Raw genomic sequence first — 20,737 nt, forward strand, 5'->3', positions numbered from 1 at the left:
TTTATTGAGCACCCCTTACTTCTGTGATCAGTTCACTTAGGCTATCGATCTTCAATTCATCCATTTTTTGTGGCAATTCTCTAATTAAATCAGGACATGCAGTTGGATTGTTAAAGTGAGCAGTCCCGATTGCCACCGCGCTGGCGCCTGCCATATACATTTCAAGTACGTCGTCTGCTGTTTCGATCCCTCCCATTGCAATAATTGGAAGATCGACCGCACGGCTGACCTGATAAATCATCCGGACAGCAATCGGCTTTATTCCAGGACCAGAAAGTCCACCTGTTTTATTGCCCAAAATGGGGCTCCGCGTCTTCAAATTGATTCTCATTCCAAGCAAGGTATTGATCATGCTTAATCCATCTGCTCCACCTGCTGCAACAGCTTGAGCAATGGCAACAATATCAGTAACATTCGGCGAAAGTTTAACATAAACCGGAACCCGCGAAACTTCTTTTACAGCCTGTGTCAACCGCTGCGCAATCACCGGATCAGTCCCGAAAAGCATTCCGCCTTCATGAACATTTGGACAAGAAATATTTAATTCAAGTGCGGAAACCATTCCTGATTCAGACAAGCGTTTTGCAACTTCAACATATTCAGCTTGTGTGGCACCAGCTACATTAGCAATAATTGGCAGCTCTGGATATTTCTTATGCAAAACAGGCAGCTTTTCCTTGAGAATTACATCAACACCTGGATTCTGGAGACCAACTGCGTTCAAAACCCCGCTTTTGGTTTCAGCAATTCGTGGGACGGGATTACCGATTCGCGGCTTTAAAGTTGCTGCTTTAATAATGATTGCACCTAGTTCATTCAAATCAAACATTTCAGCGTAACGATTGTCACCAAAACCAAAACATCCACTGGCCGGCATCACCGGATTTTTCAATTTTAGCCCTGGAAGCTCAATTGCAAGACGTTCATCAGTTCTCATAATATGACCTCCCGTCCGTTGAAAACCGGTCCTTCAACACACACACACTTATTAAAAGTACCCTCTCCTGTTGATACAACACAGGCTTCACAGGCTCCTACACCACAAGCCATTCTACCTTCTAATGAAAGATAAATTGCTGTCTCGGTCGGCACAAAACGCGTTTGAACCATTTTCAGCAATCCCTCTGGTCCGCAGGCATAAACGTTAGTGTATTTTGAAACAGTAGTCTGAGACGCAAGCAATTCACCGACATTGCCTTTGAACCCTCTTGAACCATCATCAGTTGCCAATAATAGTTGTCCGCTGCGTTCAAATTCTGTCTCGCCAAAAATCATGGAAGCCGTGCGGAAACCAACAGCAGTTGAAACCCTGCATCCTTTTTCTTTTAAGACTTGTGCAAGCATCATCAATGGCGGCAAACCAGTTCCTCCGCCTACTAGAAGCACCTCTGTCCCAACATCAACATTTTCTAGAGAGAACCCATTTCCCAGTGGCCCTAGTATATTCACAATTGTTCCGACTGCAAGTTTGCTCAGCAGACGCATCCCATCCCCAACTATGCGATAAATCAACGTTATTGTTTTTTGAACTGAATCACAAGCAGCAATTGCCAATGGACGCCTGAGCTGGTATGCTTCATCGGGCAGCTTAAGCATCACAAAGCATCCCGGCTTTACTCCCGCGTAATTGAATTCTCCATGCAGGATAACACGGTAAATATCATGTGCTAATTCTTGTTGTTCTATAATTTGAAAATCGTTTTTAGTCAGCATTTTAGTTCCTCTCTGCTTGAATTCAATCGTTGCCCATCTATTTCATTACATCAGTTGCAAAAGTCCGATTTTCAAGTGCTTTTATGAGTGCTTCAGCCGTATTGAGCGATGTAATCAATGGAACATTGTGTTCAATTGCCGTTTGTCTAATTGTAAAACCATCTGATGTAACTTCTTGATCGTGCCCCATTGTATTGATTACAAGTTGCGTTTTACCAGATCTTATTAACTGCAGGATATCGATCCTATTTCCGCCTTCTTCACCAATTTTATTGACTTGTTTAACATGTAGATCATTATCGTTCAAAAAACTGGCAGTTCCAGCAGTTGCAAAGAGACGGTAACCGATCTGACTGAATTTTTTAGCAAGTGGTAAGACGATATTTTTGTCATGACTATCGATGGTCAACAGAACACTTCCGCTAAGTGGTAATTCCATTTTTGCTCCTGCGAAGGCTTTAAGAAGTGCCTTCTCAAAAGTATGATCACTTCCCATAACTTCACCAGTCGATTTCATTTCCGGTCCCAGATAACTATCAACATCTTCCAACTTACTGAATGAAAAGACTGGAGCTTTGACATGAATTGATTCACTTTCAGGATACAAACCTGATTCATAGCCTAAAGCATTTAAGGATTTTCCTAAAATAACCTTCGTTGCCACCTGTGCCATTTCGATTCCAGTTATTTTGCTTAAGAAAGGAACTGTCCGACTAGCACGCGGGTTGACTTCAAGAACATAAACTTCATCGTTATGAATGATGAACTGAATATTCATGATTCCAACACACTTCAAAGCAACAGCTAATTTTTTGGTTGCTTCAACAATCTGCTGTTTAATTGCCTCAGAGAAAGATTGGGGAGGATAGACAGCCATTGAGTCGCCCGAATGCACTCCAGCATGCTCAATATGCTCCATAATTCCCGGCAATAATACATCCTTGCCATCACAAATTGCATCGACTTCACATTCACGACCTTCAAGGTAAGCATCGACTAATATTGGATGATCGATCGCTGCCTTGACATTCTGTTCAAGGTAATCGTTCAATTCGTCTTCATTATTCACAATTTCCATTGCACGGCCGCCCAAAACATAACTTGGACGAACTAATACCGGATAACCGATCTCTTCTGCTGTCTCGATAACTTTCTCTTGTGTTGTTGCTGTCTTGCCAACCGGCTGTTTCAAACCTAAGTTATTTATAACCTGATCGAAAAGCTCACGATCTTCAGCCCTGTCAACATCTTCAACCTTCGTTCCAAGTACTTTAACACCATTATCTTGCAGATCCGCAGCCAAGTTAATAGCCGTCTGGCCACCAAACTGCACTATTACTCCTATTGGTTTCTCAAGCTCAATTACATTCAAAACATCCTCAAGTGTCAGCGGTTCGAAATAGAGCTTATCTGAAATAGAGAAATCAGTCGAAACAGTTTCCGGATTACTATTCATTACAATTGCTTCATAGCCCAGTTTTTGAATAGCCTTAACGCTGTGCACTGTTGCATAATCAAACTCAACGCCTTGTCCAATTCGAATCGGGCCCGAACCGATAACCAAAACTGATTCTTTTGCAGTTGGAACACTTTCATTTTCAGAATCATAAGTGCTATAAAAATATGGTGTCTGTGATTCAAATTCAGCTGCACAAGTATCGACCATCTTATAGGTTGGCAATATCGCGGTTTCTTTACGGAAAGTACGCACTTTTTCAGTCGAAGTATTCCATAATTTAGCAATTGTTGGATCACTGAAACCATATCTTTTAGCCTTTTTCAGAACATCTTTATCATTTGGATGCTTACAGATCTCTACTTCCAGTTCAGTAATATGCTTAATCAGATCAAGAAAATAGTAATTTATTTTTGTCAGCTCATTAACTTCATCCAAAGTATAGCTACGACGGAAGGCCTCTGCAATGTAAAAGAGACGGTCATCCTGTGCGTGTACTAATTTTTCTTCTAATTTTTCATCGGTAGTTCCTTGAGCCTCGGATGATATCAAATCATCTTCATCGATTTCCAATGAACGAACAGCTTTCTGGATAGCTTCTTCGGCAGTCCGCCCAATAGCCATAACCTCACCAGTCGCCTTCATCTGTGTTCCCAACTTGCGATTAGCTCGAGGAAACTTATCAAAAGGCCAGCGTGGAATCTTGGCAACTACATAATCCAGCGCTGGTTCAAATTCAGCAAACGTCGTCCCTGTGACAGGATTCTTTATCTCATCAAGCGTTAAACCAACTGCAATCTTAGCAGCCATTTTAGCAATTGGATATCCAGTTGCCTTGGAAGCGAGCGCCGATGAGCGACTCACACGCGGATTAACCTCGATCACATCGTAATTAAAGCTATGTGGATCAAGGGCTAACTGGACATTACATCCGCCTTCAATCTTCAATGCACTGATCAAACGCAGTGAAACATCACGCAACATCTGATACTCACGATCTGACAGCGTTTGTGTTGGTGCCAAAACGATTGAGTCTCCGGTATGGATCCCAACAGGATCGAAGTTTTCCATTGAACAAACTACCATTGTATTATCAGCACTATCACGCATTACTTCAAATTCAATTTCTTTGTATCCCATAATACTTTTTTCAATCAGGCACTGAGTCACTGGTGATAAATCCAAACCATTTGCTGCAATTTCAGCTAATTGTGCCTTATTATCACACAAACCGCCACCAGTCCCGCCCATTGTAAAAGCTGGACGTACAATTACTGGATAACCGATCTCTTCAGCAAATTCAAGTGCCTCTTCAGTTGTGCTGACAGTCTTCGATTCTGGAATAGGCTCATCGAGCTTAGTCATTAATTCCTTGAAGAGTTCCCGATCCTCTGCTTGATTGATGGCTTCTAACTTAGTCCCTAAAAGCTCAATCTCAAACTCTTCTAAAATACCGGTTTGAGAAAGCGACATTGCTAAGTTTAAACCAGTTTGACCACCTAAGGTTGGCAGAATCGCGTCTGGATATTCTTGACGGATAATACGTGAAACAGATTCGGTCGTTAAAGGTTCAATGTAAACACGATCAGCAATCTCTGTATCAGTCATGATTGTGGCTGGATTTGAGTTTACTAAAACAACTTCATATCCTTCTTCCCGAAGCGCCATACATGCTTGTGTTCCAGAATAGTCGAATTCCGCAGCCTGTCCGATGATGATAGGGCCGGAACCAATTACCATTATTTTATGAATATCCGTTCTCTTAGGCATTCTTTTCATCCTTTCTTACGTCGATCATGTGCATAAAATCATCAAAAAGATCATCTGCATCGTGCGGACCCGGAGCAGCATCTGGATGAAACTGAACACTGAATGCGGAATAGTCTTTATGCCGTAAACCCTCAATTGTATCATCGTTAATTTCACGATAAGTAACATTGAGTTTTTGATTATTAATTGAATCAGGACGAACAGCAAAACCATGATTTTGTGATGTGAAACAGATCCGTCCGGTTGCAACTTCTTTAACTGGATGATTGAAACCACGATGTCCAAATTTCATCTTAAAAGTATCGGCTCCATTAGCAAGTGCAAATAACTGATGTCCCAAGCAAATTCCAAAAAGTGGTAATTTTTTCTCAACTTCACGAATCATCTCAACAGCATGCGTCAATGACTTTGGATCTCCCGGTCCATTTGATAAAAGTACTCCATCCGGATGTAATTTAAAAATATCTTCAGCTGTAGCTGTATACGGCAGTACGATTGTATTGCAGCCTCTTTTCGCTAATTCACGCAGAATACTGTGTTTCAATCCATAATCAACAACAACTACATTCCGCTTATCTCCGGGGTTAGGGTACGCTTTACTAGTTGAAACCTGTTGAACAAGATCATGATTGATAACTGTTGCATTTAGCTGATCAAAAGCATGATCCAAATCAGCCTTGGCATCAACAATACTTCCTTTCATAGTTCCATGGGAACGCAATTTTTTAGTCAGTTCACGTGTATCAATTCCTGTAATTCCAGGAATATCCATTTGTTCCAAAAATTCTGCGAAAGTTGACTGTTGTCGCCAACTACTTGAAACACGTGCAACCTCGTGGCAGACAACTCCCTTGCAAGTTGGTTCAATAGATTCATAATCATCAAAATTGACTCCATAGTTTCCAATCAATGGATTGGTAAAAACCAAAATTTGGTTAGAGTAAGATTGGTCGGTAACAGCTTCTTGGTAGCCGGTCATTCCCGTTGTAAAAACAACTTCTCCATTTGTAGTACTCGGTGCCCCGAAGCCTTCTCCCTTGAAGATCGTTCCGTCTTCTAAAAGTAAATAACGTTCCACTGTCAGTCCTCCTTTTGATAAACAATTTTCCCATCAACAAAGGTCATTTCCGTTTCACCGTAGGCTTTAATCCCTGTAAAAGGCGTATTTGTTCCCTTAGATAGGTAGTTTTCTTTTCTTAATTCAAATTCATCATCTAAATTAAACACAGCAATATCAGCATTTTTTCCAGGCAAGAGTGCTCCTGCATTTTTTAAATGAAATTTTTGAGCTGGGATAACGCTCATCCATTCCAGCAACTGTTCTAATTTAAAGATCCCCTTTTTGACAAAGGCTGTGTAAAGTAACGCAAAAGCCGTTTCACTACCAGTGATGCCGAATGATGCTTGGCACATACTGCCTTTTTTCTCATCCTCACTATGAGGGGCATGATCTGTTGCAATCATATCAATTGTCCCATCAAGTAAACCATCAATAAGTGCTTGTCGATCTTCTTTTGACCGCAATGGTGGGTTCATCTTATAAAAAGGATCGTCTCGCGGGATATCATCATCTGCTAGAAGAAGATGGTGTGGTGCAACTTCGCAGGTAACATTAATTTTTTTAGCTTTTGCCCAACGCACCAATTCCACACTCTCCTTAGTTGAAAGGTGGCAAGCATGATAATGCACGCCGGTCTGTTGCGCAAGTATCAAGTCACGAGCAAGTTGTGAAGATTCACTGAGCCCCAGCATTCCAGGTAAATTTAGTTCCGCAGCACGCTGACCAGCATTCATAACACCACCGAAAAGCAGTGAATTATCTTCGATATGCTCAACGAGAGGCACGTTATACTCTGCAGCTTTCTTCATTGCCAAATACATTGTCCCAGCTTCTTGAATACCGCTGCCATCATCACTGAAGGCAAACGCTCCAGCACTTTTGAGCGCTTCAAAGTCAGTTAAACATTTTCCCTGACGTCTCTGCGTAATGGAAGCATATTGTTTAATATGAACAACACCATCTTTTGCATTACGTGCTTGTACATCCTGCAGCCGCTCAACACTATCTGGAACCGGATCCAGATTAGGCATGGCACAAACCGTTGTGAAACCACCATGTGCTGCCGCCTGACTTCCAGTTCTAATTGTTTCTTTATACGTGAATCCCGGTTCGCGGTAATGAACATGCACATCGACCAAACCCGGAGCAATCAACTTACCAGCAAGGTTAATCTTTTTTTGAGCATCAATCCCCAACTTTGACAGATTCTTGCCTAAAGCCATAATTTTGCCTTCAATTATCAGAATATCGAGCTGCTGCAGCTGCCCTGCTTGATAAACCAATCCATTTTCTAGTAAAGTGCTCATTTTTTACCTCCTAAACCACGCCCATTAATTACCGCTTCAATCATTGCCATTCTCATAAAGACACCATTTTTCATCTGCGTTGAAAAGCGTGATTTAGGTGCTTCGACCAACTCTGAAGCCAGCTCAACTCCACGATTAATGGGTCCTGGATGCATAATAATAGCATTTTCCTTCATTTTTGCATAGCGCTCGACCGTCAAACCATACTCACTATGGTAAGCTGCAGGCGAGAAAGTAACTTCCTGCTGATGACGTTCATGCTGAACACGTAATAAAATAAGTACATCCATCTGATCGATTAATTCATCGACTTTGACATAATTGCCAAACTCTTCAAATTCACTTGAATACCAGTACTCAGGGCCTGAAAAATAAATTTCGGCTCCGAGCTGTTTCAGCAAACGCATATCACTGCGTGCTACCCGTGAATTTGTCAAATCACCAACAATTGCAACCTTGAGCCCCTTAAAATGCCCGAACTGTTCGTGAATAGTCATCATATCTAGAAGACACTGCGAGGGATGTTGTCCACTGCCGTCGCCAGCGTTAATGATACCCATGTCCAATTTTTGAGTATTGTCTAGATTCACTAATTCATTGTAGTACTCATTTTTCGAATGTCTGACAACTGCCAAGCTGACACCGATTGAATTCAATGAAAGTAAAGTGTCATAAAGTGTTTCGCCTTTATTGACTGAACTTGTCGCAGGATCAAAAGGGATTGTTTGAAGACCAAGCTTTTTTTCTGCCATCTCAAAACTACAGTGTGTCCTTGTACTGTTTTCGAAAAACATATTAACAGCATAAATCGGCTGTGAAAACTCTGGAACTGCACCTCCTGCTTTAAAATACTCTGCACGATCAATCAGTCCTTCAACTTGATCATTTTCCAATTTTTTTATTGTTAAAAAATGTTGCAGTTTTAAACGTTCTTGCATGTTCAGCATCATCATATCTCCTTACTATTTTTCGCTATTAGCTTTTTCAGGCAGGACAAGATTTGCAACAATTCCAAAAATGGTTGCTAATGCAATACTTGTCAGTTGGAACTGCCCAATCTGCAGGTAAGTTCCACCGATTCCAATCACTAAAATTACAGCAGTAATAATCAAATTGCGCTTCAATTCGTAATTAACTTTGTTGTCAACAAGTATCCGTAATCCATTCGATGCAATCATTCCAAAGAGTAAGAAACTTATTCCACCAATGACAGGGGTGGGTATCGACTGGATCAAAGCACTAACTTTGCCCACAAAGCTGAAAAGAACTGCAAAAATAGCCGCTCCACCTAGAACCCAAACACTGTGTACTTTTGTCATTGCCAAAACACCAATATTTTCACCATATGAGGTTGTTGGCGGTCCGCCGACAAACCCAGCGATAACAGAAGACAGACCATCACCGAACAATGTTCGATGCAACCCAGGGTTTTTGAAGAAATTTCGTTTGGTTAGTTTATTCAAAACCATTACATGACCCATATGCTCAGTCATCGTTACAAAAGCGATAGGTGCCATTGCGATGATAGCACCTGGGTACAATTTGAAATCATAATTAACAAACATCACTTTAAATGCTGGCAATGAAAACCATTTTGCCGCCGCCACACTTTGAAAATCGACGATTCCAGCAATTACTGCACAGATGTAGCCGCAGATAATTCCTAGTAAAACAGGGACCATGCTTGCAAACCCTTTTAAAAACATATTGAAGAGAATTGTAATTACGAGTGTGAAAATAGCGACTGCAAAATACTTCAAATCATAGTGTGAATTATTCAGCATTGCATCATTAGCAGCCGTTGTTGCAAGCGACAATCCAATAACAATGATTATCGGTCCGACAACGACAGGCGGCAAAAGACTGTCGACCCATTCTGAACCAAAACGACTGATGAAAAGCGACACGATTACATAAACCAAGCCAGCTGAAATTGCTCCTTGTCCAACCGCAGGATACCCATAAGTTTTCATCAAGATTTGCATAGTACCAACAAACGCAAAACTTGAACCTAAGTATGCTGGAATTTTAGCTTTTGTACAGAAAATATAGACAAGCGTTCCCACACCTGAACTGAACAAAGCAATACTTGGGTTAATGCCCACTAACAGTGGCACCAAAACCGTTGCTCCAAACATTGTGAACAAATGCTGGATTGATAAAACCAACCAATGTCCGAACTTAGGCCTATCCTGAATATCTAAAATCGCTTCTTCATTCCTGAATTCTTCTTTTTTCTTCTCGCTCACAAAAAAATCTTCCCTTCTATACAAAAAAACCTGAATCTTCCTGATCCAGGTCAGCATAAGGTTTGCCTTAAAGGATTTTATTCCTTCAAAGTAGTTCATCAACCTTTTTGCTCTCTCTGGAGTCAATTAAAATGGTTGTACCAATTATATTTCTTTGATTTCAATTGCATCTTTTTTATCGATCTCTTCAACAGAAACTGAAATCTGTTCATCAAGCGATGTTGGGATATTTTTACCAACAAAATCTGCTCTGATCGGTAATTCACGATGCCCACGATCAACTAAAACAGCAACATTAATCTTTTGCGGTCTGCCATGATCCATTAAAGCATCAAGTGCTGCGCGAACCGTTCTTCCTGTGAATAATACATCATCAACTAAAATAACCTGTTTGTTCGTAATATCAATATCTAAGCTAGACGAATCAACTACAGGCTCTTTTTTCTGTGACAAATCATGGCGATCATCGCGATAAAGCGAAATGTCTAATTCGCCCACTGGAACATCGGCCGCTTCGAGTTGTTTTAAACGGTCTGCAATCCGACGTGCCAAATAGATCCCGCGCGTTTTGATTCCGACTAATACCAAATCATCAATGCCCTTGTTCTTTTCAATAATTTCGTAAGTCATTCTTGTCAAGGCACGTTTCATTGCCATTGAATCAATAACTTCTTTTGCCATTTTTTTCTCCCCTTTTTGTCCAATAAAAAAACCACTTAGCCATAGACTAAGTGGTTAGACCGATGTCTTCATTCCGAGCTCAAACGAGACGCTGCCTTCTTAGCCTCACTGGACTATCTTTAAAGGACCTTAATTACCCTAAATTTACTAGACCGTATTGCTTTTGTCAAGTACATTCAGTATTTTTGAAAAAATACTTGGTAATGGAACTTCGAAAACCATTTTCTTATGTGTCACCGGATGTTCAAAACCTAGTTTACCTGCATGCAAAAATTGTCCCTTCCCCTTGATTGTTTTGCTGGGACCATAAATGGGATCCCCAACTAAAGGATGACCAATGTATTTCATATGCACCCGAATTTGATGGGTACGACCTGTTTCTAAAATACATTTCACAAGCGTATAATCGCGATAACGCCTCAATACTTCAAAATAGGTTACAGCGTGACGTCCATCCGCAACAACCGCCTGCTTTTTGCGATCTTTAGGTGATCGTCCCAAAGGTGCATCTATTTTTCCTTTATCCGGCTTGATTTTACCATGAACAAGAGCGGTATACTCCCGTATATTAGTTTTGTTTTTCAACTGTGCAGCCAAACTGCGATGTGCCAGATCATTCTTGGCGACCATCAGCAAACCAGAAGTATCCTTATCAATACGGTGAACAATACCTGGTCTATACTCGCCATTGATCGTTGACAAAGGACAATGATACAGTAATGCATTCACTAATGTATGTTCCGGATGATCAGGAGCAGGATGAACAACCATGCCTTGAGGTTTGTTCACGACAAGAACATCATCATCTTCATATACAATATCAAGCGGAATATTTTCCGGTTCAACTGAGATACTCTGCACAGATGGCCGATCAAGTTCAAGCAAATCGCCAGACTTTACTTGATATTTTGGCTTAGCAGTTGCACCATTTACCAATATATTGCCTGCTAGGAGCCATTGCTTAATCTGTGAACGTGAATAATTAGGAAAAAGCTGTGCAGCGACTTTGTCCAATCTTCCTTTTTGTGTGGTAATTCTGCTCATTTCAGTCATTTTTGTCATCTCGCAGCAAGGCTATCAAGAAAATTACTACACCAATATTCAGCGCAACATCAGCAACATTAAAAATTGGAAAATTAATAAATAACACTTGGAACATATCGACAACGTACCCTAAACGAATCCGGTCGATGAAATTACCGATTGTTCCTCCAATAATAAAACTGATCCCTAAAGCATACATCCAGTTAGTCCAAAATTTTTTAAAAAGATATCCTAAGACCCCGAGTGCAATGATCGTTATAATAAATAGCAGCCATCTTTGTCCCGTAAAAATGTTCCAAGCTGCTCCATAATTCCGAATGTGTGCGATCCCTAGAACATGATGAATGAAGCCATAACTCGTGTCCAGTGGAACGTTGTGCACAACATAAAACTTCACCAACTGATCGAGCAAAACAATTGCACATATCAGCAGAAAATAAATCACCATTACTGGAGGGCACCTCTTTTCTTTTTTGAACAGTATCAAAATTTGAATTTGACTCGTTTCCTTCAATGTAAACTAGATTTTTCGCATTTACGTGCTCCAAAAGCCAATCTTTTTCGAAAGCACTATGGGTTTCCAGACTTTTAGTATAATCTCTTGAATACCTATTATACAACAATTAATTAGAACTCTCCAAAAATATTTTTCCTCCACAAATTCATCAGCAATAATTTAATCTATTCGGTCTAAATTTCACGTTTTCAAGATTAGCTGATTTCTGCCAATTATGCTACCAAAAATATAACGTTCAGATCTTCAAATCTGTCTTTCAAGTCATTTTCAATTTCTTTTTTAAAGCTCGACAATCCCTCAATTCGAATTGGCGTAGATATCTTGTGCAAAACGATTTTAACATTCCACCTCATCCCTATTTTAATAACTTCAAAGTTAAAATCTTTCAAAACACCTGTTAGTCTCTTCTGAAGAATCCGGCTTATATCATCATTGATTTTCTTATCAGCGACAGTTCCATGCGATAATTCAATAAAACTTTGATACAACAACTTTATTGGTTCCTTAATCGTTAAGGCTACCAAGAGGAGTGTAATGATTGAATCACCTATGATCATTATGAATTGAAATCCTTGGACTTTTCCTAAAAAATACGCAAGCAAAATACCTAAACCGACACCAACTGATAATACACCATCCATAAATGCAATCTTGCTCTCAGCAAGAAGCATTGTACTGGCATTCATAATTTTTTGATTGTTTCTGCGGCAATAGTACGCTAGCGAAAAACTCATTGCAACCATGACCAATGTATAAGGTAAAACCGGTCCTAGTTCAAGGCGCCTGCCAATTCCCAGTGTCATGTAAACTGCAATTGCATGAACACTTCCAATCACAGCAATTATTGTTATTGTAAGCGAAAACAAAGCTTTGAATACCCCGTATAAGGGTTCGAGTATATACAGGCCATGTGGAAAACGAGCAGTTGTTTTGTTGCTAAAATGCGAAATAAAAATGGCTGCAAAGCTCGACAACATTGCAATTACTGAAAAATATGCATCAAGAAAGATAGCCTGAATATGTGTGCTATGAAAAGCAATCACACCAGCAACGGCCATTATTAAATTTGTGAAAGCACTGAAAACCAACGCATTTTGTTCAATTTTTTTTAATCGATCGGTCATAAAGAGCCCTCCATTTTTCTGAACAATTTAATTAAAAATGATACTTCTTCTGGTTGCAATTTTGCTTCTAATTTTTGAAATATATCATCAAATATTTGATAGCTTTTTTGATAATATTCAACAAGTTTATCGTTCAGTTCCAAATGATAGATGCGCTTATCCAGAGTTGAATGCCTGCGATATACGACACCCAGTTTTTCAAATTTGCCAATTATGTGTGTCGCACCCGGTTTAGTAACCTGGGCTAATTTTGCAAATTCTGACAAAGTTGCATTCTTATGTCTATACAAGATATCCAAATAGAACTCATCATTGGGGGTAATATTTTTAAAGGGTAATGTCAGTTCTTGTTCCCGTTCAAGCTGCTCAGCAACTATTTTATCGTATAGCCTGTAATAGGCCTCTTTCAATTCAGCCATTATTTTCCCTTCTCCTTTAATAAATAATTTTAGTTAACTTACTAAACTATATTAACGATTTCAATCACAACTGTCAAATCATTTTTAAATGTGTTCCTCACAAATATTAAAATAATCAAAAAAACCGTAATCGAAATACTTTTTCGACTACGGCTCACTTAATTATGCTATAACTCAAAAAAAGTGCTCTCAGCTTGATTTACATAACTTTATTTTTGGGTAATCAACTGTTCTAAGACATCAATAAAAGCCTCATCATCATTTAATGCTGGTAACATTTTGAATTCAACTCCGCCACTTTCCAAAAAATATTCACGATTTTCAATATCCAACTCATGCAGTGTTTCTAGACAATCAGAAACAAAACTCGGAGATACTATCAGAACTTTCTTGACCCCCTTTGCTGGCAATTCTTTCAAAGTTGTGTCAGTGGAGGGAGTTAACCATTCGTCCGGCCCAAAACGCGATTGAAATGTTTGCATGTATGGAATACCGTCCAACTGTTTCATAATCAATTCAGTTGTTAGATTACAGCGTTCTTGATAAGGATCACCCTTTTTAACATAACTAACGGGAATTCCATGATAAGAAAGAAGAACCTTATCTGGTTTGAATTCATTATATTCTTTTTTGATCTTGTCCGACAGTGCTTGAATGTATACTTTAGACTCGCAAAAATCAGTAATGATATGTAGTGAGGGAATATATGTTCTTTTATAGTAGAAATGATTGATATCATCGACTACTGATCCAACAGTCGTTGTCGAATATTGTGGATAAAGTGGGATAATAGTCAAAGAATCCACATGTTCAAGTTCAAATGACTCTAGTACATCCGCAATAAAAGGAGCACTGTAACTCATCGCATATTTGACTATATAATCCGGTAGACGATTTTGAAGCTTCTTGGTTTGTTGTTCAGTATAATACTGCAGCGGTGATCCGTGTTCATCTGACCAAATCTGCTGATATAATTTAGCTGACTTTGCTGGACGATGTGGTAAAATCATCAAATTCAGAATGGGCTTCCACTTCCATCTAGGCATATCTATAACACGCGGATCACCTAAAAAATGTTTCAGATAAACACGTACGTCTTCTTCTGTTGGCGTTTTGGGAGTCCCCAAATTTATTAATAAAACTCCTTTTTTCACATCCATCACCTTTTCTATCTTTAATCGGCAAATCATTAAACAAAGAGAAAAGAGCAGCTGTTTGCTAAAATTACGCTGTCTCTCTTCAAATAATAATAAATTTTAAAAATCATATAAATCTCTAAACGAGCATGCAGCTTTATATACATATGCATTGCCACAAAAGATTTCTTTCTCTACTCGCAAAGTTTAAAAACTGTTAATCTCAATATATCAACAGCTATACAAATTAAATAGGTCTCTAAAAACTAACGACCTCCTCTACACAGTCGGTTGTTCAAATTTATGTCACTTGAAATTTATTCCACGTGCTTGCAATACCATTTGACCTCGTTTTGTTTCCTCAAACCTTGCCAGCAATTTTTTTAATTCATTTTTTTCAACATTAGCTCCAAAAACTGCACTCCCTGGTTCCATTCTGATTCCCTCTGCTAGCGGTCCTGCATAAAATGGTTCAAAGCCAAACCTGTCAACTATCTCAGCCGTTTTTTTAACATATTCGTGTTCATCCCCAACAATGGCAATTGCTTTCCTTTTCGCCTGTCCCTGCGGGCGCGCTTCATCAAATAAATCATGATATCCCATGTGATTAAAGGCCTTAATAACATGACTTTTTTTGAGAAAATGTGCAACCAGTTCACTTGAAGAATGACGCGGATCTGTTAAGTCAGGTCTAGGTCCATCAACTTCCCACCAATAATTCATCGCATCGATGACCAATTTTCCGGCCAAAGCTGAAGGCGATAAATTTTGATACTTACCTAACGGAATCGCTAAGATGATAATATTGGCTTGCTGATAAACGTCACTAGCAGTTGTCGGAACCGCCCCTGGCACCAGGGTTTCAATCGTTAATTCGATTTTAGCTGAGCTTCCTGACCCCGCTATCAAAACGCGGTATCCTGCAGCTATTGCTAACTGTCCTAGCACCGTGCCTAATTTTCCAGCACCCAAAATTCCGAGTGTTTCAACCATTTTTTCACCCCTCAGCTAAGATTTCCCGTACACGTGGAATTACCTTTGTTGCATACAATTCAATCATATGAAGACGAGCTTGTACCGACAATTCCCCGGCTCCGTAGGCCAATTCAAAGCGTCCTGCATTCAGCAATTTGATCGTTGCTGCCAATCTTTGCGCAACAGTCTCTGGTGCCCCTGCATAAATAGAACCCTGCTTAACTTCTTGTTCGAATTGCTCCCGTGACATTGGAACCCAGCCACGCTCTTTTCCGACACGTGCAAGGCTTTTGCGCGTATGTTTCCAAGCCAATTCAACAGCTTCAGCATCACTATCGGCAATCACACCATGTGAATGAATTCCGACCGGATAAGCTTTTGTACCGAATTTTTGAGATGCCTTTTGATAAAGCTTAACATAAGGCACAAAACGTCTAGGCGACCCGCCAATTATTGCCAAAATCATCGGAAAACCATAGCGAGCTGCACGAACAACCGATTCAGGAGAACCGCCGACAGCAACTTGTGTATCTAAACGTCCCTTTTCAGTTTTAGGAAAGACCTCAATCCCATCAAGCGCCGCACGTGTTTTCCCTGACCACGTAACTGGTTTCTCGTCTAATAATTTTGAAAAAAGTTCAATCTTTTCTTCAAAAAGCAAATCATAATCACTCAGATCATAACCATACAGCGGAAAGGGTTCTGTAAATGAACCACGTCCAATCACCACCTGTGCACGTCCGTTAGACAACGCATCAAGTGTCGCGAAACGCTCGTAAACTCTCACTGGATCATCAGAACTAAGTACAGTTACACCTGAAGCTAATTTAATATGCCTAGTTCGTGTTGCAATTCCTGCAAGCACTGTGTCAGGACTGGAAATTGCATATTCCGGACGATGATGTTCACCCAATGCAATTACATTAACGCCGAGTCGATCAGCCAATTCTGCTTCTGTAACAACTTGCCGAATAGCTTGTGCTTGCGTCATCAGGTTACCATTTTCATCAGTTGGCAAATCGCCAAATGAATCCAGTCCAAAGACTATCTTTTGCGGATCAACCACTTTAAATCACCCTCGATTCTTTTTAATTACTTTTTATAAGTATAATTACTTTATTATTTTATTTTGTATATGTCAATTTATCTTGCTTACAATTTGATTTCATCTTCAGAGGAAAACTTAGTGTAAGAAATAAAAGTGTACGAGCAGTTGCTAGACTTTGAACATACCAACAAAACGGTGATTATAATTTGAGAGTGACTATGATAGATAACCCATAGTTAATAATAGGAAAATCTGACTATTAAACCACGTTAATTTTACTAAGATAAGGTTAAAATAAAGGACTGGTTCAAAGTATAACTTTTGATCCAGTCCTTTATTTTATTAATTTGTACTTTTAAATTTTAAAAAAGCACTTAAAATACTGATGCTTCAATATAATCCAGAAATTGTCCCATCATCACTAAGCTCCATACCATTTGCAGCTGGAACTTTAGGCAAACCAGGCATAGTTAGCACATTACCTGTCAGGGCTACAATAAACTGTGCCCCTAATTTTGGCATGAATTCACGAACATGGATTGTAAATTCCTTAGGAGCACCTAAAGCCTTAGGATTATCCGAAAGCGAATATTGCGTTTTAGCCATACAGACTGGTAAACGATCCCAGCCGAGTTCTTTAAAACGTTTTAATTGACGCTTCGCCTTAACACCATACTCGACCTTAGCACCGCCATAAATTTCGGTGACGATTTTTTCGATTTTTGTCTCTATTTCATCATTTGCTGCATATAGAGGCTGGAATTCATTTTTTTGCTCACATTTTTCAAGTACTTTTTTGGCCAGCTCGACTGCCCCTTCGCCGCCTTTTCCCCAAACATTAGCAACAACTGCTGCCGTATTATCAATTTCGCACAGCCTCTGCAATTCTTCAAGTTCAACTTCAGTATCCGAAGTAAACTGGTTGATTGCAACAACGACTGGAACATTGTATCGCTTCATACTTGCAATGTGTTTCTGCAAATTAACATAGCCATTTCGCAGCGCATCAATGTTTTCTTCCTCAAGTTTATTTTTACTAACTCCACCATGCATTTTAAGCGCACGGACAGTTGCAACAATCACAACTGTATCCGGTGTTTTACCAAGAACAGGTGTTTTAATATCCATAAACTTCTCAGCTCCTAAATCAGCTCCAAAACCAGATTCAGTCAATGTATAATCAGCCAATTTTAATGCTGTCTGTGTTGCAAGAACACTATTGCAACCATGCGCAATATTAGCAAAAGGTCCCCCATGAATAATTGCAGGAGTATGAGCCAATGTCTGAACAAGATTAGGTTTAATTGCGTCTTTCAGCAAAAGTGCAATTGCACCGGTTACACCCAATTGGTCAACTGTTACAGGTTCCTTAGCTCCTGTATAGCCAACAACAATCTGACCGATTCTCTTCTTCAAATCAGCAATATCTTCAGCCAGACAAAGAATCGCCATCAATTCACTTGCAACAGTAATATCAAAGCCGTCTTCACGAGGTATTCCCTGAGTTACGCCCCCAATTCCAATTACAACATGGCGCAATGCACGATCATTGATATCCAAAACACGTTTCCAAATAACTCGACGCTGATCAATATGCAGTTTATTTCCCTGATAGATATGGTTATCAATTAAAGCAGCCAAGGTATTATTAGCCGTCGTCAACGCATGCATATCACCTGTAAAATGCAGATTAATATCTTCCATGGGAACAACTTGCGAATATCCACCGCCTGTCGCGCCGCCTTTCATACCCATTACGGGGCCTAAGGAAGGCTCACGCAAAGCGATTATAACCTTTTTCTGTAAAAGGCTGAGTGCATCTCCTAATCCGACCGTGACAGTTGATTTTCCTTCTCCAGCTGGTGTAGGATTGATCGCTGTAACTAAAATCAGCTTTCCTTTTGTCTTTTCTTTAGATGTTACCGGTAATTTGATTTTTGCTTTGTATGTACCGTACTGTTCGATGTCATTCTGACCTAATCCGATTTTTTTTGCGACATCAGTTATTTTATTCATTTTATTTTGCTGTGCAATTTCAATATCTTTCACTGCTTATTGGCCTCCTGATAAGAAAATTAATAAAAGCACGATCCACAATTAACAGTATAACTTATACATATCTCAAAGTCATTATTTTAGCAGATTTTTGTTTTTATTTTTACTCTTTAACTATAATTATCGCTAAAAAGGCGAACGTTAAAGTGCGGATTCCAAGTTATCATGCAGCTTTTCAGCTGATTTAGAACATAAAAAGAAGCTGTATGTCTGATACTTTGTCTGAATTGTCAGTTTGGCCTTTTTCCTTGAAATATTTTTAATATCTCTGAGTTTGATCTTCTTTACGTTCTGAGGGATAACCGTATGCAATATCAACTCTTCGTGATTCATTTCAACCTTTCTTAATAAAAGTTGTAAAGCAGCCGCACCCAAAAAAACAACCAGTGTAATCAGGGTCCAGATTTGAAAAACCGTAATCTCAAGCCACAAGATAAAACCAAAAAGTAGTATTATGAAAGTATATGACCAGCAGATAATGCTGGTCGAAAAATCAGGTTGATAAAAAAGTTTTTCTTTCATTATAATTAAAGATGCCTCCAAAGGATGTGATTTTAACGATTAAATTATATACAGATGCTGCTACACGAGGGAACCCTGGTCCAAGTGCTGCAGGCGTACTTATTGTTACGGCAGCTGGTCAGCAACAGCTTTTTTATAAATTGCCGCCAACTTCAAATCACCGCGCAGAATTTCTGGCAGCAATCAAGGGCTTTGAAGCAGTTATCAAGTTTTACGGAAACACTGAAACAATCTTTTTTCACTGTGATAGCAAAATCGTAATCTCAAGTATTGAAAAAAAATACAGTAAGTCGTATTCAGAGGAGCTTGCAGCCTTAGCTGCGCTTCAGGAGAAGTGCGAACTTGTTATCAATCGCTGGATTTCAGAAAAAAATAACAAAGGTGCTCATTATCTAGCTCTTCAGGGATTGCACAAATTTTACCCCGCTTGAAGTCATTATATACTATATAATAAAAAAACAGGTAATCTCTTAAAGAGATTTTCTGTTTTTTTAAATTAGCTTAATGTTTATTTCGTTGGCGTTGACCCCAATATTGGAACAAATCCGTGCGCAAAGATCCATTATATAATTTACGGCGTTTGCTAGCGCGCTGTCTGTAAAATATTTCAAATTGCAGATCACTCGTTAGAATGTACTTGCTCCATGTTTTTAACGGACGGTACGTATCTCCCATCTGGCTGTACAACTTGCGGACCTCATCTTGATCGCTCAGGCGTTCACCGTAAGGCGGATTAGCAACAATAGTTCCATTTTCCTTAGTTGTTTTAAAATCTTTTAGAGCCATCTGTTTGAATTTAATACTATGCAGCAAACCAGCTTCTTGTGCATTCAACTTGGCAATCTCAACCATTCGTTCATTAATATCATAGCCGGAAATATCAAGTTCAATATCATAGTCAGCCTGTGCTTCAGCCTCAGCACGTACTTTTTTTGACACCTCAGATGAAACCCATTCCCAACTTTCGCACACGAAACTACGATTAAAGCCCGGCGCAATTTTGTGACCAATCATTGCAGCTTCAATCGGAATAGTTCCAGAACCGCAAACAGGATCTACAAATGGCTTTTCCGGATACCAATGAGCCAACAGTACAAGTGCGGCGGCCATATTTTCCTTTAACGGAGCTGGGCCTTTTTCGATTCGATAACCACGCTTAAAGAGACTTGAACCGGTTGTATCCAAGGTTAAAAGAACATGATTTTTATTGATTGCCACTTCTAATGGGAACTTAGCCCCTGTCTCAGCTAAACGTGTCCGTCGATGATAAACTTCGCTCATCTTGTTTACAATGGCCTTCTTAACGATTGCTTGAACATCCGGTACACTGTGCAAAACTGATTTTTGTGACTTGCCTGCCACAGGAAATGCTGCATCTAGTGCCAAATATTCATCCCAAGGCAATGCTTTTGTTTGCTCGAAAAGTTCATCAAACGTCATAGCCGTAAATTCGGCAACAATTATTTTGACACGATCCGCTGTCCTAAGCCAAAGATTTGTTTTAATAATGTCTTCGACTGTACCCTGATAACGGACACGGCTATTTTCAACCTTCACATCATCATAGCCTAAGTGCCGTAGTTCATTTCCTACTAGTCCTTCAATTCCGGCAGCAGCTGTCGCTATTAAATTAAATTTTTTCATAATCAATCCATTCTTTC

Annotated in this window: 19 protein-coding genes; 1 reads left to right on the top strand and 18 read right to left on the bottom strand. The window is 39.6% G+C overall.

Translation table 11 applies throughout. The features are described from left to right. Nucleotide 1: 1 nt before the first annotated feature. The 17 genes from FD20_RS00340 to FD20_RS00420 form a co-directional block, all read right to left on the bottom strand. Nucleotides 2-937, bottom strand: coding sequence for a dihydroorotate dehydrogenase (locus tag FD20_RS00340; protein WP_057735520.1), 936 nt, complete (start codon nucleotides 935-937; stop codon nucleotides 2-4). Next, the gene (locus FD20_RS00345; protein WP_057735521.1) at nucleotides 934-1,713 is read right to left on the bottom strand and encodes a dihydroorotate dehydrogenase electron transfer subunit; all 780 of its coding nucleotides are present in this window, start codon (nucleotides 1,711-1,713) and stop codon (nucleotides 934-936) included. Before FD20_RS00345 ends, FD20_RS00340 begins: the two co-directional genes overlap by 4 nt. Nucleotides 1,714-1,750: 37 nt before the next feature. Then, nucleotides 1,751-4,939: a carbamoyl-phosphate synthase large subunit gene (gene carB, locus FD20_RS00350; protein ID WP_057735522.1), complete on the bottom strand. Its 3,189-nt coding sequence runs from the start codon at nucleotides 4,937-4,939 to the stop codon at nucleotides 1,751-1,753. Beyond that, nucleotides 4,932-6,017 carry a carbamoyl phosphate synthase small subunit gene (locus tag FD20_RS00355; protein ID WP_057735523.1) on the bottom strand — a complete coding sequence of 362 codons (1,086 nt, stop codon included), beginning with the start codon at nucleotides 6,015-6,017 and terminating at the stop codon, nucleotides 4,932-4,934. Before FD20_RS00355 ends, carB begins: the two co-directional genes overlap by 8 nt. A gap of 2 nt (nucleotides 6,018-6,019) precedes the next feature. After that, a complete protein-coding gene (locus FD20_RS00360; RefSeq protein ID WP_057735524.1) occupies nucleotides 6,020-7,306 on the bottom strand; it encodes a dihydroorotase in 1,287 nt (428 codons plus the stop codon). Further along, nucleotides 7,303-8,244: an aspartate carbamoyltransferase catalytic subunit gene (locus FD20_RS00365; protein WP_187327334.1), complete on the bottom strand. Its 942-nt coding sequence runs from the start codon at nucleotides 8,242-8,244 to the stop codon at nucleotides 7,303-7,305. The genes FD20_RS00360 and FD20_RS00365 overlap by 4 nt, the downstream gene beginning before the upstream one ends. Before the next feature lie 24 nt (nucleotides 8,245-8,268). Then, entirely contained in the window at nucleotides 8,269-9,555 is a 1,287-nt protein-coding gene (locus FD20_RS00370; RefSeq protein ID WP_057735672.1) for a solute carrier family 23 protein, read from the bottom strand. Between the two features lie 144 nt (nucleotides 9,556-9,699). Further along, entirely contained in the window at nucleotides 9,700-10,236 is a 537-nt protein-coding gene (gene pyrR, locus FD20_RS00375; RefSeq protein WP_057735526.1) for a bifunctional pyr operon transcriptional regulator/uracil phosphoribosyltransferase PyrR, read from the bottom strand. 147 nt (nucleotides 10,237-10,383) lie between these two features. Next, nucleotides 10,384-11,289, bottom strand: a complete 906-nt coding sequence (locus FD20_RS00380) for an RluA family pseudouridine synthase (protein ID WP_057735673.1) — start codon at nucleotides 11,287-11,289, stop codon at nucleotides 10,384-10,386. Further along, on the bottom strand, nucleotides 11,282-11,728 hold the full coding sequence (gene lspA, locus FD20_RS00385) for a signal peptidase II (protein ID WP_057735527.1): 447 nt from the start codon (nucleotides 11,726-11,728) through the stop codon (nucleotides 11,282-11,284). Before lspA ends, FD20_RS00380 begins: the two co-directional genes overlap by 8 nt. A 281-nt stretch (nucleotides 11,729-12,009) precedes the next feature. Further along, nucleotides 12,010-12,921: a cation transporter gene (locus tag FD20_RS00390; RefSeq protein ID WP_057735528.1), complete on the bottom strand. Its 912-nt coding sequence runs from the start codon at nucleotides 12,919-12,921 to the stop codon at nucleotides 12,010-12,012. Then, on the bottom strand, nucleotides 12,918-13,340 hold the full coding sequence (locus FD20_RS00395; RefSeq protein ID WP_057735529.1) for a MarR family transcriptional regulator: 423 nt from the start codon (nucleotides 13,338-13,340) through the stop codon (nucleotides 12,918-12,920). The genes FD20_RS00390 and FD20_RS00395 overlap by 4 nt, the downstream gene beginning before the upstream one ends. Before the next feature lie 209 nt (nucleotides 13,341-13,549). After that, complete coding sequence (hemH, locus tag FD20_RS00400; RefSeq protein WP_057735530.1) at nucleotides 13,550-14,500, bottom strand: ferrochelatase; 951 nt, start codon at nucleotides 14,498-14,500, stop codon at nucleotides 13,550-13,552. A gap of 282 nt (nucleotides 14,501-14,782) precedes the next feature. Further along, nucleotides 14,783-15,469: an NADPH-dependent F420 reductase gene (locus FD20_RS00405; protein WP_057735531.1), complete on the bottom strand. Its 687-nt coding sequence runs from the start codon at nucleotides 15,467-15,469 to the stop codon at nucleotides 14,783-14,785. A gap of 4 nt (nucleotides 15,470-15,473) precedes the next feature. Continuing rightward, the gene (locus tag FD20_RS00410) at nucleotides 15,474-16,517 is read right to left on the bottom strand and encodes an Atu2307/SP_0267 family LLM class monooxygenase (protein WP_057735532.1); all 1,044 of its coding nucleotides are present in this window, start codon (nucleotides 16,515-16,517) and stop codon (nucleotides 15,474-15,476) included. A 372-nt stretch (nucleotides 16,518-16,889) separates the two neighbouring features. Continuing rightward, a complete protein-coding gene (locus FD20_RS00415; RefSeq protein WP_057735533.1) occupies nucleotides 16,890-18,548 on the bottom strand; it encodes a formate--tetrahydrofolate ligase in 1,659 nt (552 codons plus the stop codon). A gap of 147 nt (nucleotides 18,549-18,695) precedes the next feature. Continuing rightward, entirely contained in the window at nucleotides 18,696-19,076 is a 381-nt protein-coding gene (locus tag FD20_RS00420; RefSeq protein WP_057735534.1) for an EbsA family protein, read from the bottom strand. Between the two features lie 11 nt (nucleotides 19,077-19,087). On the opposite strand from FD20_RS00420, the gene FD20_RS00425 reads away from it, so the two are divergent. Further along, a complete protein-coding gene (locus FD20_RS00425) occupies nucleotides 19,088-19,507 on the top strand; it encodes a ribonuclease HI family protein (RefSeq protein ID WP_057735535.1) in 420 nt (139 codons plus the stop codon). Nucleotides 19,508-19,577: 70 nt separating this feature from the next. Here FD20_RS00425 and FD20_RS00430 read toward each other — a convergent pair whose 3' ends face one another. Next, entirely contained in the window at nucleotides 19,578-20,720 is a 1,143-nt protein-coding gene (locus FD20_RS00430) for a THUMP domain-containing class I SAM-dependent RNA methyltransferase (RefSeq protein WP_057735536.1), read from the bottom strand. Nucleotides 20,721-20,737: the final 17 nt, after the last annotated feature.

This window comes from Liquorilactobacillus uvarum DSM 19971 (genome assembly GCF_001434935.1).
Classification (GTDB): domain Bacteria; phylum Bacillota; class Bacilli; order Lactobacillales; family Lactobacillaceae; genus Liquorilactobacillus; species Liquorilactobacillus uvarum.

What these genes read in the sequence shown, in the direction of transcription:
- lspA (WP_057735527.1), bottom strand. Translation starts at nt 11,728, where the DNA reads ATGGTGATTTATTTTCTGCTGATATGTGCAATTGTTTTGCTCGATCAG.
- FD20_RS00340 (WP_057735520.1), bottom strand. Translation starts at nt 937, where the DNA reads ATGAGAACTGATGAACGTCTTGCAATTGAGCTTCCAGGGCTAAAATTG.
- FD20_RS00360 (WP_057735524.1), bottom strand. Translation starts at nt 7,306, where the DNA reads ATGAGCACTTTACTAGAAAATGGATTGGTTTATCAAGCAGGGCAGCTG.
- carB (WP_057735522.1), bottom strand. Translation starts at nt 4,939, where the DNA reads ATGCCTAAGAGAACGGATATTCATAAAATAATGGTAATTGGTTCCGGC.
- FD20_RS00365 (WP_187327334.1), bottom strand. Translation starts at nt 8,244, where the DNA reads ATGCAAGAACGTTTAAAACTGCAACATTTTTTAACAATAAAAAAATTG.
- FD20_RS00430 (WP_057735536.1), bottom strand. Translation starts at nt 20,720, where the DNA reads ATGAAAAAATTTAATTTAATAGCGACAGCTGCTGCCGGAATTGAAGGA.
- FD20_RS00390 (WP_057735528.1), bottom strand. Translation starts at nt 12,921, where the DNA reads ATGACCGATCGATTAAAAAAAATTGAACAAAATGCGTTGGTTTTCAGT.
- FD20_RS00395 (WP_057735529.1), bottom strand. Translation starts at nt 13,340, where the DNA reads ATGGCTGAATTGAAAGAGGCCTATTACAGGCTATACGATAAAATAGTT.
- FD20_RS00420 (WP_057735534.1), bottom strand. Translation starts at nt 19,076, where the DNA reads ATGAAAGAAAAACTTTTTTATCAACCTGATTTTTCGACCAGCATTATC.
- FD20_RS00425 (WP_057735535.1), top strand. Translation starts at nt 19,088, where the DNA reads ATGCCTCCAAAGGATGTGATTTTAACGATTAAATTATATACAGATGCT.
- FD20_RS00380 (WP_057735673.1), bottom strand. Translation starts at nt 11,289, where the DNA reads ATGACTGAAATGAGCAGAATTACCACACAAAAAGGAAGATTGGACAAA.
- hemH (WP_057735530.1), bottom strand. Translation starts at nt 14,500, where the DNA reads ATGGATGTGAAAAAAGGAGTTTTATTAATAAATTTGGGGACTCCCAAA.
- FD20_RS00345 (WP_057735521.1), bottom strand. Translation starts at nt 1,713, where the DNA reads ATGCTGACTAAAAACGATTTTCAAATTATAGAACAACAAGAATTAGCA.
- FD20_RS00405 (WP_057735531.1), bottom strand. Translation starts at nt 15,469, where the DNA reads ATGGTTGAAACACTCGGAATTTTGGGTGCTGGAAAATTAGGCACGGTG.
- pyrR (WP_057735526.1), bottom strand. Translation starts at nt 10,236, where the DNA reads ATGGCAAAAGAAGTTATTGATTCAATGGCAATGAAACGTGCCTTGACA.